Origin of the sequence: Psychrobacillus sp. FJAT-21963 (assembly GCF_001420585.1) — a bacterium.
In the GTDB taxonomy this organism is placed as follows: domain Bacteria; phylum Bacillota; class Bacilli; order Bacillales_A; family Planococcaceae; genus Psychrobacillus.
On record NZ_LJIY01000001.1, the window covers coordinates 1,032,853 to 1,050,576 of the forward strand.

Below are 17,724 nucleotides of genomic sequence, written 5' to 3' on the forward strand. Positions count from 1 at the left end.
ATCCATAGGAATTATTACTTGATACACATTAATCACAAAACAGCTTTTATGTTCACAACATTATTACACCTTGCTTTCAAAAACTACTTAAGGAATGTATATTTTCTGTTAGAATGAATGTAGTTATTTGAATATATTAGAACTGGAATGGTGAACAAACATTGAAAACATTTAAGAAAATGTATATTGAAATTACAAGCGTATGTAATCTGGCTTGTAGCTTCTGTCCTCCAACAAGCCGAAAAGCAAATATCATTAAACTTGATGCATTTAATAACATACTAGATCAGATTAAAGACCATACGAAATATATTTATCTTCATGTCAAAGGGGAACCCCTACTTCATGCGAGAATCGACCAATTGCTCGATGCTGCACATGCAAAAGGATTTAAAGTAAATATTACGACGAATGGAACACTTATAAAAAAGAATAGGGAAAAGTTATTGGGCAAGCCTGCCTTACGCCAAATCAACTTCTCCTTACATAGCTTTGATGGCCATGAAGGATCAGAAAATCGAGAAAAATACTTAGGAGATATTCTGGAATTCGTGCGTGATGCCAAGGAGCATAATACAATCATTTCCTATCGATTATGGAATTTACAAAAAGAAGCAACTTCGGATTTGGCACAACGAAGAAACCGAGAAACATTAGAAATCTTAGAAAATGAGTACAACTTAGATTACAAAATCGAAGAAAAAGTACAGCCAGGAAAGGGTATTAAAATTTCTCAGAACGTTTATCTAAACCAAGACCATGAATTTCAATGGCCTAGCTTACAAGCACCAGAAGATGATGGAAAAGGATTCTGCCATGCTCTCCGCAGTCAAGCAGCCATTCTGGTCGATGGAACTGTTGTCCCTTGCTGTCTGGACGGAGAAGGTGTCATCAATCTAGGCAATATCAATAAAACTCCCTTCTCAGAAATTATCGAAAGTGATCGAGCAAATGCCCTCTATGATGGATTTACAAGAAGAGAAGCTGTGGAAGAAATGTGTAGGAAATGTGGATATAGACAGAGATTTGGGGTTTAAAGGTTTCTTAAATAACATTCAAAACAAAAAGTAGCCCTACAGTCGAAATAAATCAATTGCAGGGCTATATTCATTTAAACAACATCTTTTGATCTGTGTAACCCATATAATTACGAATCTACAAAGTAAACCGGTTAATGATCTATTCTTTTGAAGTACTTATAAACTTTTTCTAACTTTTTGTTTGGTTCCCCTTTGGACTTTCCATATTTCCAAACTCAATAAACTTCACTTTCTTAATTTCCACAAAATTAAATAGGATCTCTTCATTAGAATTTTTAATTTTAAGTATTTTGCTGCTCATTACATTAAAATCAGCTATGATACAGTTATAAATTAAATTTAGGGAGATAAAAAATGAAGAAGTCAGTCCATGTTGTTGGTGCAATTATCGAAAATGATAAAAATGAAATTTTTTGTGCTTTAAGAAGTTCCGAAATGTCTCTTCCAAATCTTTGGGAATTCCCAGGTGGTAAAATTGAAACTGGAGAAACTGCGGAGCAAGCATTACATCGTGAAATTAAAGAAGAATTTGATTGTGCAATTGAGGTTGGTCAGAAGGTCGAAGATACAACATATGAATATGAAAAGTTTATCGTTAGATTAGAAACGTATAAAGCAAAACTATTAGAAGGTTTCCCCATCGCAACTGAGCATGCTGACATGAGATGGGTAACTCGTGAAAACTTACATAGACTTAATTTTGCACCTGCAGATATACCAGCAGTTGAAAAAATCATAAAAGAAAAGTAGATATTCGGAAAATTTGAATGAAATGACGTGATTAAATGGAACAACTTATCCGTAAAATGAAGAATTCATTACATAAGGGGTTTATTGATCAAAGTAATCCTGTATCAGGACAATTTAAACCTAAGCTGCTATCAAATAAATCCCACGAAAATGTTTTGTCAACGCTCCTTCAAGAAATGAAAACATGTAAAACCTTCAATTTTTCCGTTGCCTTCATTACTGAGGGTGGTCTAGCGACATTAAAAACCATGCTTTATGATCTTCAGCTAAAAGGAATCAAAGGTAGAATTCTAACCTCTACTTTTTTGAATTTTAATCAACCCAAAATGTTCAAAGAACTAATGAAACTAGAAAATGTAGAGGTCCGGCTAACTGGGGTTAAAGGATTCCACTCTAAAGGATATATATTCGAACATATAAACTATTATTCTTTAATAGTAGGTAGCTCTAACCTAACGGATAGTGCATTAAAAGCTAACTATGAGTGGAATGTCTATTTAACTTCTTTAGAAGATGGAGAAATCATCCATCACTTTAAAAACCAATTTGAAGAAGCCTGGAACGAAGCAATTCCTTTAAACATTGATTGGATTAATAACTACAATTTTAATTACGAAAAGCAACCTTTCATTAAACATTCAGCTACCAATGTATTTCAAGTAAACACAGAATATTTAACAAACCAATTATCTGATAGTCTCGCTATTCAACCTAATAAAATGCAAATCGATGCACTGGGACAGTTAAAAACTCTTCGTGCAACGGGTGCTAAAAAAGGCTTAATTATTTCTGCTACTGGTACCGGAAAAACGTACTTATCTGCATTCGACGTACGGAACTTCGCCCCTAAAAAAATGCTCTTTGTGGTTCATAGAGAACAAATATTAAAGAAGGCACTTCAAGATTATAGAACAATACTAGGTGGTAATCCAGATGATTTTGGTATACTTTCTGGAAATTCGAAGGATATGAATGCAAGATATTTATTTGCAACAGTTCAAACTTTATCTTCACAACGCCATCTGCAAAAATTCGAAAAAGATGAATTTGACTATATTTTAATAGATGAAGTACATCGTGCAGGTGCAGCTTCTTACCTCAATATTATAAATTATTTTGAACCTGAGTTTTTACTAGGTATGACAGCTACTCCTGAACGTACAGATAGTTTTAATATCTTTGAACTGTTTGATTACAATATAGCGTATGAAATTCGATTGCAGGCTGCTCTTGAAGAAGAAATGCTGTGTCCATTTCATTATTTTGGCGTGACTGATTATGAGAGAGGCGGAGAAGTCATTGATGATACATCTACTCTACAGCGGCTTGTATCAAATGAACGTGTCCATCATATTCTAGAAAAAATTAATTACTACGGCTATTCAGGGAAAAGAGTACGAGGCTTAATCTTCTGTAGTTCTAAAGAAGAAACACATGCTCTTTCTTCAATTTTAAATACCCATGGGTTAAACACTATTGCACTAACAGGTGATAATTCACAACCAGAAAGAGAAGATGCAATTAGTAAATTAGAGCGTTACGAAATTGATTATATTTTAACGGTAGATATTTTTAATGAGGGTATTGATATTCCATTTTTGAACCAAATCGTAATGCTTCGTCAAACACAGTCTAGTATTATTTTCATCCAGCAACTAGGGCGTGGTCTACGCAAGCATAATGAAAAGGATTATGTAACTATCATTGACTTCATCGGTAACTATAAAAATAACTATCTAATTCCTATTGCCCTTTCTGGTGATCAATCCATGAACAAAGATAATGTCCGACGTAGAACCGTTAATACCGACTATATTCAAGGAGTTTCAACAATTAATTTTGAAGAAATTGCTAAGAAACGTATTTTTGATGCTATTGATAATAAAAAGTTAAAATTGTACAATAAGGAATTTCTCGAAACTCCATACAAAGAATTAAAAAATCGTTTAGGTCGAGTTCCTTTATTATTAGATTTTATTAAAAATAATTCTATTGATCCTGAAGTAATCTTTNAGTATGAATGAACCAGTTCCAAATATAAATGATTATGAACATGCGGTATTAACAATGTTTTCTCAAGAACTTATTAATGGAAAAAGAATTCATGAAATATTGTTAATTCAAAATTTAATAAAGCAAAGTGAAATATCTAAAGTTGATTACCTAAAAATATTAAAGGATTTTGGAACTTATCTTGACGAAGAAACTATTACATCCGTAGAAAACTTACTATCATTAAATTTCTTCGTGACAACCGCGAAGAAAAACTATGGATTGAAGCCAATTATAATCTTTGAAAATGGTAAATATAAGCTAAACAATGAGCTCCAAAAAAGTATTGAAAAAGATTCATTTAAATTAATGTTAGAAGATATAATTTTGTGTAGTATTGAAAAAAACAAAAAATACAATCTACAATCCCCATTTACAATGTACGAAAAGTATTCTAGAAAAGATGTTTGTAGACTCTTAAATTGGGATAGTAATGAAGAAGGTACTTTGAATGGTGGCAGAGTTAAAATGAATACCTGTCCTATTTTTGTAAACTATCATAAAGCTGAAGAAGATGATTCAGAAGTTAAATATATGGACGAGTTTTTATCACCAGATATTTTTAAATGGTGTTCAACAAAGAATAGAAAAATTACAGCTAAAGATATTGCTCCTATAGTGAATTCCTCTGAAGCTAATATTGCTGTTCATTTGTTTGTCAAAAAACATAATGGTGAGGGTAAAGATTTCTATTACCTCGGAGAAGTCACAGTTGATTCTAGTAGTGCACAAAACGATAGTCTTTTAGACAAAGGAAAAACCTATAGTGTCGCTACTATGAGTATGTACCTTAAAGAACCAGTACAATCCAACATTTATCATTATTTGGTTGAAGAATAACCCCATAAAAATCTTGAAGGAGTATCTACATAAGCTTTAGCTTGTAGATACTCCTTTTGTTAACTCTGTGCATTTCATATGAATTGTCAAAACTTCACTTTTTTATACAAGACTATAAATTTTAGCATTTGCAACAAAATTCTTCAAAATGCAAGAACTTAATTCCACGATTGATTTTAGGATTTAGTATTACTAGGAATACTCCATAAATTGGAAATGATAGATTACCTGATGGTACTTCAAAATCTTCAAAGAAATCCTCACTCAATCATCAATATCTCCCGAATATCCTCCTCCGTCATACTAGTCATCACATCTCCACCAGAATGGATCACTTCATCGATAAGACTCATCTTTTTTTGTTGGAGTTGGTTTATTTTTTCTTCGATTGTACCTTTTGCTATTAAGCGGATGATGTTTACTTCGTTTTTTTGTCCCATTCGGTGGGCGCGGTCTGCTGCTTGTTGTTCGACTGCGGGGTTCCACCAGAGATCATATAGGATTACGGTGTCTGCTCCAGTTAAGTTTAAACCTGTGCCACCGGCTTTTAAAGATACAAGAAATAGGTCTCCTTCGCCTTCATTGAAGCGATTGCATAATGCGACACGATTGGCCGGTGGGGTTTGGCCGTCTAAGTAAAAGTATGGTGTGCCTTGTCGTATTAGTTGTCTTCTGATGATGCCGAGCATTTGCGTGAACTGGGAAAAGACGAGTACTCGTCTTCCTGACTTTCGACATTCTTCTAAGATTTCCATCAGTTGCTCATACTTTGCTGAGCCTCCGGTATAGCCCTCCACAAATAGGCCCGGATGGCAGCAGAGTTGCCGAAGTCTCGTGAGACCTGCTAAAAATTTTATGCGGTTTTTTTGAAAGGTGTTTTTCTTTAAATGCTTTAACGCATCGTGTTTTAGTTCTGCCAAATAAGCTGCATATATTTTTTTCTGTTCTGAATGTAACTCGGAGAAAAGAATGGTTTCCATTTTATTTGGCAACTCTTTCAAAACGTCCTTTTTCATACGACGTAATATAAATGGGCGTACACGTTTTGCTATGTTTTCTCGGCTTAATTCACTAAATGCTCTTCTGTCTGGTAACAAGCCAGGAAATACTACGTGAAAAATGGACCAAAGTTCTTCTAAGGCGTTTTCTATTGGCGTTCCTGTAAGCGCAAATCGATATTCTGCCTGAATCATTTTCACCGATTTTGCTGTCTTGGTAACAGGATTTTTAAATGCTTGTGCTTCATCCAAAAACAACGTATGAAAAGACTGTTTGCGGTAAAGGTCCGTATCCATCCGCAGTGTTGGATAAGATGTGATTATTACATCTGCTTCTAAAGATGACATCCATAAGGAACTTCTCTTTTCTTTGCTTCCATCTATGATTTGTGCATTTATATGTGGTGTGAATTTTTCCAACTCGCTCTTCCAATTGTAGATGAGTGACGCAGGAGATACGATTAATACTGGCAATTTTCGTGCTCGTACTTCAGGAAGCACTGATTCAATGAATGCAATGCTTTGCAATGTTTTACCCAACCCCATATCATCTGCCAGAATTCCTCCGAATTTATATTTTGCTAATAGCTTCATCCATCTAAAGCCTACTTTTTGGTAATCTCGAAGTACGTATCCTAAAGGAATTGAACCGTCCAATTCCACGTTTTCTGGATCGTTTAAATTTTTTAGGAGCTTTGCAAAATTTTCACCGGAATCTACTAAATCACCTTGCTCTAAGGAATTAATTGCTTGTATTCCCTGAATTAAAGGAACTCGTATACCTTCTGTTATATTGTCATTAGATAAACCCATATCACGGATAAAACTGGATAGAGCCAAGAAACCCGGAGTTTCCAACGAAACCAAATTACCATTTGGAATTCGATAATACTTCCTTTTTTCTTCAAGCGAAACCATTAGATGCTGAATTTCCTTTTCTGGAATTCCTTTTAGATCGAAACGGAACTCCAACCACTCCGTCCGCTCCTTCATTTCTACTCTTATTCTCGGACCGGTGTATTCTTTGTTTACACGTAACTTCACAGCTGTCGAAGCATATACTTGAACCCATTTCTCCATTCCTGCTAGTACATGATACAAAAAGTGATATTCCGCTTCCTCATCATATAAGTAAAATCCACCAGGCGTTTGGGTAAATGAATTTTCTAGGAGTAATTGTATCACCTGCAGTTCTTTATCACGCTGACGTCTTATCCCTGGAAAATGGGTAAATGATTGTTCTGTTTCTTCACAAGGATTAATCATCATATGTCCATAATGGAATTCCAACCCTGCAAGTAATCGATTTTTCACTCGGTCTAGATATAACTTCACCTTTAGTTGAGTTTCTCCCATTCTTTTCGAAATGGATTCTCCTATATGCACTTGACCGACCTTCATCAAGCCGGGTATAACCTTCTCCATAAAATGATCTATTTGTTTTTCCGGGATGATAAGCTCGTGCTTCCCTGACTGATCCAGCATTACTTTTAACTCTGCCAATCGGTTGCAATCATCTAGAGGTAGCTTGTACAATTTACCTTTTGAAAACGCGTATCCATATGCTTTGAAAACAATTATTTGGTCAAGTCCTTTTACATTTAGTTGGTAGTCCGGCTTCTTTGCTTCATCAAACTCAAAACGTAATGAAAGCTCTTGTTCAAACTGTATTCCTTCATAAAGCAACCCTTCGTGGAAAAATCTTACTCTTGGTGCCTTCGACAATAATGGAATAAGCTGCTCCCAATCAGAAGCTGAAATTAGCAATAAATCGTTTTGTAAGTCCGTTTTATTGTTTACACGCTGACTTTTCATTAGGAATTGGAGAACCTCATCCGTTTCTTTCGGAAAACTGTAGAACTCCGGTGTATATATCAAACCAGTGGAGTATTCAAAAGTTTGCCTTCTTCCTATTTCTTCAAGAAATTTCGTTATATTCTCGATAGGTTGGAATGTATGGGCACCAACGCTCATTTGTATTCCAAAAGCATATTCTCCGTCCTCAAGCTCAATCGGAAGGCAAGTAAATTCAATGTGAAGCATCTGTCTTTTATCAAAATGCAATTGTTTTCCGGTAGGAAGTAAGGATTTTTCAAATAAATTCAGCATTTTTACAGCCAAATGGTCTTCCAACTGTTGTTTCTCTTCGATTGCTAGGAATGTTGCAGCTATATGCTGGCAATGAGTTTTTACAAAGTCTATAGGAGGGCAAGTACATGTAGCGATGATTTTCCCATCTGAATTGACTTTTACCGTTGTATAAAAATTCTCTCCTGCTTTTACACTCGCTTTAATTTCTATTTGTTCAAAGGAGTGAAGGGTTACTTTTCCCGCCTGAAAGTATGCTTTACCCTTTTTAAAAGCAGTTTCTCCACATAATCTTTTGATTTTCTTTTCATTCATCGAAAAATTCATTTTTCTAATCCTTTCTCGATCGTCTACGTTTTTGGTTAAACTCAATATCGGTCTACATTATAATATCTAATTCAATTTTATCATAATGGATAACGTATGTTCTTTTTTGGGTTTTGATTTGAATAAACAATACTAGTATTTATTATTTTATGTCTAGGGAGTTGGAGTAGGGGGTATTCAATTGATACATGCCTTTGAAACTCTTGTGAAAGGAGAAATTCAAATGATAAATGTTGCGATTATTGATAATCGAGAGGTGGTCAGAACCAAAATTAAAGAACGATTGCAGTCGGAAAATATAAAAATAGTCTCTGAGGGTACATCTTCTGATGAGATGCTCAATATCTACGAGGAACATATAACAGATGTAATCATATCCGAAGTAGATAACAATAAAAAAGATACAATCCATTCGGTAAAAAAACTATTAACCAAGCGACCACAAGCTTCAATTATCATCCTGACAAGTGATGAGGACAAAGAATTTGCAAAAGAAATGATTCGACTAGGCGTAAAAGGTTACTTGTTTAAGACGAATGGAAGAAATGAAATTAAAGAAGCAATAGCGAACGTAAAGAATGGTCATAGTTATATCGATGGAAAAATCATACACGAAATCATGCTCGATGTGAGAAGGTTGAGTGATTTAGAGGAAGCATCTTCACCTAAACCTATTTTTCAACCACCTGAATTATTAACACCTAGAGAATGGGAAATACTTCAGCAGTTAGCATTCGGCCATAATAACGAAACTATAAGCAAAAATATGTTTTTGTCTGTTAATTCTATAAAAAACTATGTATCAAATATTCTAAATAAACTAGGAGCAGAACATCGTACCCAAGCAGTAGTTCTCGCAATTAAGAATAACTGGGTTCTAGTTTGACTACTGAACTCAATTTAAAGGTAAAAATATTAATCCAGATGTATACAACAGGTCTCTTTCAGCTAGCGTTGCCTTAGCCTCCTAGGCCAACACGATGTTGGTCATGCAATCGTTGCCTCAAAAGTTCCTTTTGCGACGAGCTTTGCGCAGGAGCAGGATGCGGCGAACTTGATTGCCTTCCCCTCAACTGCGGGGTATTCGGCTAACGGTATTCCCGCAGGAGTGTCGCCTTTATTCAACGATTTTCCATAAAACTAAGTGATAAAAACATGCTCTATTAATGGCATGATCATTTTCTAATTGAAAAGCGGATAATAGTTGATTGGAGTGGAAGGCGGCGACTCCAGCCGGAATCGCATGAGCTGAAGACCCTGGACTGAGCGTCGCGAAGGAAGCGGCTGAAGCCATGCCGGCGGAACGCGTCCGCCTGGAACGGAAATTAACGGGTCCGAAATAAGTGAACAACATCGTGTTGGAGCAAGAAGCTCTGCACTCGCTACGGAAAGCGAGCGGTAAGCTTCGGAAAACCTGATCTATCCTATATAAAAATAAATTCGAAGTTGTCTACAGTCTCATTAATCTAGCTTTACTATTTTTTTATCGTATTTTAAATTTAACAATAAAAGTAGTACCTTTAGATCCAGTTTGTATCTCAATATTTGCATTATGACGAGCAGCAATTGCATAACATATACCTAGTCCTAAGCCTGTACCATTATCTTTCGTAGTATAAAATGGCGTGCCTAGTTTCTCTAATACTTCAGGCTGGATTCCTACACCTTGATCCTGCACTGCAAGTACCACCGTGTTTTCATCTTCCTTGTACGTACTAATAGACAGGGCTTTCCCTGCACACATTGCTTCTAAGCCGTTACGGTATAAGTTTATTAGTAACTGGCGTATCTCATTTCGATTTAAAAATAATTTTGGGATGTCTTGTGTATGGAATTCAATAAATTTATTTTGATTTGATGCATCAACCTCTATTAAAGGGATAATATCATGGATAACTTCATTTAAATCTAACATCTTTAAATCGGATGTTCTTGTATTGCCCATTGAAAGAAACTCAGTAATGATTGAATTTGCACGGTCCAATTCTTCAATCATAATGTTTAAATAATCTTTATGCTTCTCAAAATCTTCTTCTTTTTTTATTAATTGCAAGAACCCTTTTACCGTCGTCATTGGGTTTCTAATCTCATGGCTAATACCTGCTGCCATTTGTCCAATTAAGTCTAGATTGGACAATCTTTTTAATTCCTTCTCATATTCCTTTTTTTCCGTTATGTCTTTTAATAGACAACAAATACCGTCGTCAAATGGATACGCAACTACTTCGTACCAATTATTGTTATATGGTGAAAGCATCTCGAAATTTACTGTAATACGCTGTGACATTGAACGATGAAGCTCCCTGTAAATATCCATTCCCACATTTTCCATGAAAATTTCCCACATATTAATACCCAATACGTCATTAGCTTTTTTCCCTTGTGGTAAATATTGATGTTCATTTATGTACGTAAATTCCCAGTCTTTATTTAAAGTAAAGAAGCCATCCGTAATACTTTCAATGACACTCGTAACCATTTCATTTGCCGAAGCTAGTTCTCTTGTCCGCTCTTTTACCATGCTTTCAAGTTGGTCCATATACAATAGGTTTGAAAATGTAGGGGCTGTAGCATCAACTATAGATTGTAAAAGTTGAATTTGAGAATCCTCGTAATTTGGAGCTTCCCCTCCCAAATGCACAACTGCTATTACGCCTAATACTTTACCCATCGAAACCAAAGGAATCATCAGAAGCCCTTTTAGATCAAAACTAGGTAAGTGAATGATTTTTTTTGTTTTAGTAACCTCTTGAATCATATCCGTATAGTTTTTGTCCTTACTTGTATTATTAAGGTTTTTCATCCATTCTACTTCTGTCCAATCACAGTTCATACTTAACTTTGTTAATCTAATCGTTGTTTTTTCAAACGGATCTAGGAAGTGGGCAGCAATATTTTTGCTATGTAAAATCTTTTCTATGTAAAAAAAACATTTTTCAAGACTTTCCTCTAAGGAGGAACACATGGATAAATCACGTGTAACATTCAGTAACAACTGTTTTTGGTCAATCAGGTTTTCCTTTTGCGTTAGATTATTTGCGTTTCGCATTGCAACCGCTGCCATATTAACATATGCTTCCACACTTTGAATTTCTGAATCTGTTAAGTTCATTGGAGTCCCATAATTAAACAAAAAAACAAGACCAAATAAATCCTGCTCAAATAAGATAGGAAGAGCTAATATGGATTTAATTTTAAATGCTTCGACTGCTCTAGGATACGGCCTTTTATCTTTAGAGGTGTCAGGGATGTAAATAGTTTTTTTGGTATCAATAAGTTCTTTGGCAAGTAGGTCGATTTCAGGGTCAATTATCTGCGTATCCAACGTTTCTCCATTCATGTTATCTGGTTTTCCAGCGTATCCTTTGAATGTTCCATCTTCTTGGGGTAAAAAAACACCAACAGAACTACATTGAACAATCTCCTCAGATATCGCTGCTGTTACACGCTGTAATACTTCACACAGTTCTAGCTTTGTATTTAATATTTTAGTTATATTCGCAAGTCTAGAATATCTCATCTGTTCCCTATCCATTCACCCAGTCTCCAATCGTAGGCACATAAACTTTTTACGATAAATTTTATAAATTAAAATCTACATGCTATGTTCCATTTTTTTCGACTTCTTTTTCTTTTATTTTACATAGTTAGGAGTAATTTTAATAGTAGATATTGTAAAGTAGACTATTTTTAACCTAAATTCCCTCCAATATAACAAAGAACCTCAATCAATAAATAATGATTGGGGTTCTTTGTCATTCTCTTTATAATATTGTTTTTTATTCTGCTTCTAACTCTTCCAACGCATCAGGATAAACAATTGTATCGAATACTTCACCAGAAGCTTCATCTTTAATAGAGATTTGCACTTTATAATCTTCCGTACTCACTCCATTAAATATTTGATAGTATGCTCCTGACATTCCTAAACCAAAAGCAGCAAATCCGTCAAAACTATTTTCGTAAGCAGCTTTGTCCACAACTAAAGTGAATTCTGAGAAAGTATCATTGTGAGTAATATCTTTAATAGAAACATAGTCTTCACTGTTTTTTGTTTCTTCTACAGTTTCCAATATACTCGTTTTGATGTCTTCCATCATTTCTTTATGTTTAGCTTTAGACATTTTATACGTTACAGACCCATCTTCATTGGCTGTCGCTTCGTCAAAACCTTCTTCTTTAGCACTTGCAATAACTTCGTTGATGTCTTGATCTTCAAAAAAAGTAGCTGGTAATGTAACTTCCACATTGATTAATCCTTTATCAACATTAACGGATTGGCTTTCTGCTTTCTCCACTTTACCATTTTCAGTTTCTTTCTCTGTTTCTTTTTCATTGCTTGTTTCATTTGTACCACAAGCAGATACGATAAATACTAGTACAATTAAAAATGCTATTAGTTTTTTCAACATTCTATCTCCTACCTATATTATTTTGTTGAGAAAAATACATTATCCCAGTTTCCATCCTCGTAGACTACTTTAATAGGATCGTTTACTTTTACTTGATTGACAACAAACCCTTCTACTGTTCCGCCTACATAAACTTCTCCGTGATATTCTGGTTCATATACTACTGAAGCCATTTCGTATGGAGAACCATCCTCTCCAATAAAGTTAAAATCCCATCCATCAGCTAACCATGCATAATCTTCGGTCTCTGCTTCTGTTAAAGTTGCTTTTACATTTAAGAGAATATATTCGTATCCTTCAGGAGGAGTTTCATTGTATTCGTTTTGAGCTAATACAAGATCAAGTACTTCCTGGCCACGTTTCACTTCCGTAATCGTTATATCTGCTTTTCCTGCAAATGAATTGGATTCATTGTCGTAGATAGCGATATCAACCGATTGGGTTGTTCCTACTGGCACTGGATTTGAACGTTTGCCGAATTCTGGTGATTCAGTTTTATCCGCTTCTTCTGATGTTTCAACGTCTTTTGAAACTTCTTCTGATGCATTTGTAGGAGCTGAAGATTTTTCTGTTGCTTCCTCTTCCCCACATGCAACTAGTAGCATAACTAGTAATAAGGAAACATAAAGTAATGCGTTTTTCAATAAAATACCCTCCTTTTGTTGTACATTTTTGATAGTACACCTGTATTATTTTAGCAAAATAATCAAATTAATTATCATCCAATTTATGGAATAAAATTATTATGTTCAACGTATATCAAACCTGCATTCTAATGGGCAGGTAAGCATTTCTGTTCTTTTATAATTTGTATAAGAAAACAGCACAAAATACGATACTTTTGTTTAGCTAAGAAACGAGTGGGTAACTATTAAACATGCACGATATTAATTTTTCACATTTTAGGAGGAGATTAATAATGGCAGACAAAAAATATGTTGGATCTTTTAGAACAGAGCAGGCAGTACTGGATAAGATTAATGAATTGAAGCTAGAAGGTTATGTAGAAGACGATATTTATGTAGTAACAAACGATAAAGATTCTCTTTCAATCGTTCGCGGACAAACGGACGTCGATTTGACTTCAGCGGATGGGAACTGGCTAGACAAATTCATGGCCTTCATAAGCGGTGATGAGCCGGTACGTGCAGCGTTTCTCAATATGGGATTTACAGATGAAGAGGCAGAGCGGTACTACAGCGAAGTGAAAAGTGGCGGAATCCTTCTCTATGTAGATAAAGAGTATGGAACTATTTATGATGAAAAGGATATTGATTTAGGAACGACTTATACAGGCACTAATTTCACTGGAGCCAACACATTGAATGATAACGAAACTAGCGAAGAACGTATGCGTCTTCATGAAGAACGATTATCTGTAGAGAAAGAACGCCAACAAGCAGGTGAAGTGAACGTCGAGAAACATGTTGTGGAAGATCAAGAGACGGTTGAAGTCCCAGTAGAGCGTGAAGAAGTGTATATCGAAAGACGCGCGGTTGTTAACGAGACTGCAGCTGGGGATATAGTGGATGATGGCGAAAAAATTCATATTCCTGTCATGGAAGAACGAGTAGAAGTGACAAAACGACCTGTAGTAAGTGAAGAAATAGTCGTAGGCAAGAAAAAAGTAAAGGATACGGAACTTGTAACTGAGTCCATTCGCCGTGAAGAAGCAGATATCCAGCGTACAGATGATGTTGTCGACACATCTGACCCTACCTTAGTAAGCTATACTGAGAGTAAAGCACTAAACAATGATCCAATGGAAGAAAACCGATTGGACAACGACCCCTTGAATAAACGCGATAGATTTTAATTATTAGATTCATATAAGCTTTTAACCCCAACCATAGTTAATGGTTGGGGTTATTTTTATAATAACAATCCTTTAGGAGGTTACCGTTTGTCACCCGGAAACCCTCCTGACTTATTTAAATTCAGCGATTATTTTTCCCCAACCATTTTCCTCTGTCGCATAGAAGTCGCCTTTTATTAATCCCCCTCCAAGAATTTTTACTGGTTTTAATAAATCCAATGGTTCTCTTTCTGTAGATTGAATATGAACCTTCACATCTACTTGTAGTTTTTCTTTTAATACAAAATCTGGATTTGTATCTCTCTCTATTATTTGACGAATGGATGTCTCTCCACTTGGATGTGCAATTGTTTTTATTAGCAAATGTGGTGAAGTTTTAGGCTCATCAACTGGTGGAAGATCTTCAGTTTTCTGTCCTGTTAACTCTATGAACATTTGACCATTTTTCATTACTTTCCCAATAAACATTCCATTATCTTCTGTTAATGTTATACTTGCATATTTTTTTGGATATCCCCAAAGTTCTCTTCCAGCTGCAATTGCTGCGTCATTATTTTCATATTCATAGATGTAATAACCACCTTCTCTCCCTTCATACTTAACAGGAATCACTATAGCAGTATCCATATATGATACTTTATTACATTTGCTAAAATCTGTAATAGAAATAATTGCTTTATTACTCACGTATTCATATGGAGTAAAAGAAATTATACGACGTAACTCTTCTTCATTAACTTCTACTACTGCATATAAAGATACATAATCCTTGCTTTCATAAGGGACGAATGGGTCCGGAAACATTGGTGCATGAGCTGGTGTATTATATGATTTTGTTGACATATTGTTCGCCCCCTTATGCTATTTCTTTTTCTTTCGTAAATTTACTCACAACTAAAATAACTATAAATGATGCTAATGCTGCAGGAATAAGCTCATATATATAAGTGACCCATGCAGTATTGATCCATATAATTGTAACAACAGTACCTGTAATCATTCCCCAGATAGCTCCCCATTTAGTTACAACATCCGTGTATAACACTAATAGTAAAACTGTTCCAAAACTTGCAGCTAATCCTGCCCACGCATAAAGCACAAGATTAAATACTGCTTGTATTTCCATTAAAGCAATTCCCGTCGCAATTACACCGAATACAAGCATGGTGATTCTACTAATTTTAATCATCTGTTCATTGGAGTAAGTTTTCTTTGTGATTGCTTTTAGTAAATCACTTGCAAACGATTGGGTTACAGTCATTAATTGGGAAGAAAACGTTGATTGAATAGCAGCGAAAATAGCACCTATAATAATACCAGCAATAATTGGATGTATAGTGTCTCCCACTAATGTTGGAAAAACATATTCTGGATCTGCTAAACCAGGTAATAAAATTCTACCAATTAGTCCAAGTAAGTTTGAGCCCATCATTACAACAACTACCCAGAACATTGCGATTAAAGAAGCTTGTCTAACCGTTTTATCGTCTTTTGCTGATAAAAACCGTTGAACAATATGTGGTTGTCCTGGCTCTCCTAAACCAAATCCTATTAAACCTACAATAAGCCCGAAAGCAGTCGCTCCTGTTGCTCCACCCGCATATGAAAGTAAAACTGGATCAAGTGCATAGAGAATCTTAAAGAACTCAACTGGTCCTCCAAATTCAAAAAATATCATATACGCTGGAAATAATAATAGAACGCCGAGCATTAATAATCCTTGAAAGAGATCCGTTAATACTGCAGAATTGTATCCTCCAAAAACTGAGTAACCTAATACAAAAACCGCAGACAAAATTAATCCCAAACTATAGTCGAAATCAATAATAGAATGCAATGCTTTCCCCGCAGCTGTCAATTGGGACGCTAAATATGCTGTAAAGAAAATGATGACGATAACACTTGCGACAATTTTGATCATATTCGTACGATCCTTCAACTTTAAGCTAAAGTAATCAACTAAACTTAACGCACCAAGCTCTTCTCCTTCTTTTCTAAGGCGTGGAGCGACAGCAAACCAGTTAATTAAATAACCAACAATAAAACCTGGAAGCATCCACATTGTCGAAATACCTGCTGTGTAAGCATATCCAGCAGCTCCTATAAAGATCCACCCACTTGTATCGGTAGCACCTGCACTAATAGCAGTTGCCCAAGGTCCGAAATTTCTATCTCCTAGGAAATATCCTTCTTCACTCTTACTCATACGTCTTTCAGCCAATATACCTATTACAAAAACCGCTAATAAATAAAGTCCAAAAACGGCTAGCATCATTTTGCATCACCTTTTTTCTCAGCGCGATCTGCTAGAATATACGTTGCAACAAACCCTAAGGCAGGAACGATAACATACAAAAACCAAACTAACCCTGCATTCTCCACTTTATTCACCCCATCTAATTTATTCTTAAAGTTCGTCAATTACTGTTCCATAAGAAAGTGTATAACCACCAACAAAATAGATTGCTCCTACTACTTCCACATCCCCTAATGTTGCAAGTGGATCATCTGATGAATATTCCCAGTTAAGTGTCGCTTTTCCAGTTACCTTATTTTTAGTTACAGCATCATAAAATTCATTTTTCAAAATTGTATTTAAGTGTGTACCATCATGTTCAACATGCGGCATTCTTTTCACTTGGAGTCTTGGAAATAAATTTGGTTGATTAAACTCTTCTCCTGTTTCCTCAAAAGCTATATCAATAATCTTTTTCCCTTTTCGACTAACACTTCCTGAAACCTTATTCCCTTCTACATTAAACTCGATTTCTCCAATTTTTTTCGGGTAACCCCAAATCTCTCTTCCTGCACAAAGTGCATCATCTGAATCTACATATTCGAAGGACATACATGCTCCACTAAGGTCTTTGTACGAACAAGGAATAATTAATCCGCCTTCATTGTAGTTTTCCAATCCATCAATTTTGTTGTTTTTAAGTATAAATACTTCAAATACATCATCTGTAACAGTGAACTCTTTTGGCAATAGTTTTTGCATTTTCTCTTTGTCTCCACGACAATATACACTTACTTTTTCATATTCCTCATAGCGGTATGGTAATTTAGGATACAATGGTGCATATTCAGGTAAGATTGAGTATTCATATTTTGACAATTAAATCGCTCCCTTTTCTGTGTTTGATTTTATTAATGCAAGATACATGCCAAAAATAAAACAATTACAAAAAAGTTAATATGTAATTGAAAGTTTTATTAAATAGTCGTTAGAATCACTAACTAGGATTTTAAATTTTGTTTCTACAAAAAAAAGCTGAAATTATTCTTTTTTCAGCTTTTAAAAATATATATTACTCAATCCTATTCTATTGATTTGAGTAATTACTCATATTTGAGTAATTTTAATTTATAAATATATGTTTCTAGCTTATATTTCTTCACTT

General features: G+C 35.1%; 13 protein-coding genes and 1 pseudogene. 6 read left to right on the forward strand and 8 right to left on the reverse strand.

Going from position 1 to position 17,724, the window contains the following annotated elements; all coding sequences use genetic code 11:
• Window positions 1-161 precede the first annotated feature (161 nt).
• Window positions 162-1,037 (forward strand): radical SAM/SPASM domain-containing protein, encoded by an 876-nt coding sequence (locus tag AN959_RS04945; RefSeq protein ID WP_056828776.1) that lies wholly within the window; start codon window positions 162-164, stop codon window positions 1,035-1,037.
• 134 nt (window positions 1,038-1,171) lie between these two features.
• Here AN959_RS04945 and AN959_RS21645 read toward each other — a convergent pair.
• Window positions 1,172-1,316 (reverse strand): annotated as a pseudogene (locus tag AN959_RS21645) (flavodoxin family protein); the annotation flags it as partial.
• A 78-nt stretch (window positions 1,317-1,394) separates the two neighbouring features.
• On the opposite strand from AN959_RS21645, the gene AN959_RS04950 reads away from it, so the two are divergent.
• From AN959_RS04950 to AN959_RS21650, 3 genes are all read left to right on the forward strand, one after another.
• Window positions 1,395-1,790, forward strand: a complete 396-nt coding sequence (locus AN959_RS04950; RefSeq protein ID WP_056828778.1) for a (deoxy)nucleoside triphosphate pyrophosphohydrolase — start codon at window positions 1,395-1,397, stop codon at window positions 1,788-1,790.
• A 35-nt stretch (window positions 1,791-1,825) separates the two neighbouring features.
• Window positions 1,826-3,802: DEAD/DEAH box helicase family protein (locus AN959_RS04955; RefSeq protein WP_371256488.1), on the forward strand; the 1,977-nt coding region annotated here is incomplete at its 3' end.
• A 55-nt stretch (window positions 3,803-3,857) separates the two neighbouring features.
• On the forward strand, window positions 3,858-4,682 hold the full coding sequence (locus AN959_RS21650; protein ID WP_371256501.1) for a DUF3427 domain-containing protein: 825 nt from the start codon (window positions 3,858-3,860) through the stop codon (window positions 4,680-4,682).
• A 260-nt stretch (window positions 4,683-4,942) separates the two neighbouring features.
• On the opposite strand, the gene AN959_RS04960 is transcribed toward AN959_RS21650, so the two are convergent.
• Entirely contained in the window at window positions 4,943-8,095 is a 3,153-nt protein-coding gene (locus AN959_RS04960) for a DEAD/DEAH box helicase (RefSeq protein ID WP_056828780.1), read from the reverse strand.
• 181 nt (window positions 8,096-8,276) lie between these two features.
• Between AN959_RS04960 and AN959_RS04965 the strand changes: the two genes are divergently transcribed.
• Entirely contained in the window at window positions 8,277-8,981 is a 705-nt protein-coding gene (locus AN959_RS04965) for a response regulator transcription factor (protein ID WP_056828782.1), read from the forward strand.
• 597 nt (window positions 8,982-9,578) lie between these two features.
• On the opposite strand, the gene AN959_RS04970 is transcribed toward AN959_RS04965, so the two are convergent.
• The 3 genes from AN959_RS04970 to AN959_RS04980 form a co-directional block, all read right to left on the reverse strand.
• On the reverse strand, window positions 9,579-11,630 hold the full coding sequence (locus AN959_RS04970; RefSeq protein WP_056828784.1) for an ATP-binding protein: 2,052 nt from the start codon (window positions 11,628-11,630) through the stop codon (window positions 9,579-9,581).
• Between the two features lie 244 nt (window positions 11,631-11,874).
• On the reverse strand, window positions 11,875-12,507 hold the full coding sequence (locus AN959_RS04975) for a hypothetical protein (protein ID WP_056828786.1): 633 nt from the start codon (window positions 12,505-12,507) through the stop codon (window positions 11,875-11,877).
• 17 nt (window positions 12,508-12,524) lie between these two features.
• A complete protein-coding gene (locus AN959_RS04980; protein ID WP_056828788.1) occupies window positions 12,525-13,151 on the reverse strand; it encodes a hypothetical protein in 627 nt (208 codons plus the stop codon).
• A 275-nt stretch (window positions 13,152-13,426) separates the two neighbouring features.
• On the opposite strand from AN959_RS04980, the gene AN959_RS04985 reads away from it, so the two are divergent.
• Window positions 13,427-14,323, forward strand: coding sequence for a YsnF/AvaK domain-containing protein (locus AN959_RS04985; RefSeq protein WP_082460777.1), 897 nt, complete (start codon window positions 13,427-13,429; stop codon window positions 14,321-14,323).
• 111 nt (window positions 14,324-14,434) lie between these two features.
• Here the strand turns inward: AN959_RS04985 and AN959_RS04990 are convergent, their stop codons facing one another.
• The 3 genes from AN959_RS04990 to AN959_RS05000 form a co-directional block, all read right to left on the reverse strand.
• Entirely contained in the window at window positions 14,435-15,166 is a 732-nt protein-coding gene (locus AN959_RS04990) for an acetoacetate decarboxylase family protein (RefSeq protein WP_056828790.1), read from the reverse strand.
• Between the two features lie 13 nt (window positions 15,167-15,179).
• Window positions 15,180-16,598: a sodium/proline symporter gene (locus AN959_RS04995; RefSeq protein WP_056828792.1), complete on the reverse strand. Its 1,419-nt coding sequence runs from the start codon at window positions 16,596-16,598 to the stop codon at window positions 15,180-15,182.
• Window positions 16,599-16,730: 132 nt separating this feature from the next.
• Window positions 16,731-17,438 (reverse strand): acetoacetate decarboxylase family protein, encoded by a 708-nt coding sequence (locus tag AN959_RS05000; RefSeq protein WP_056828794.1) that lies wholly within the window; start codon window positions 17,436-17,438, stop codon window positions 16,731-16,733.
• Between the last annotated feature and the right edge of the window lie 286 nt (window positions 17,439-17,724).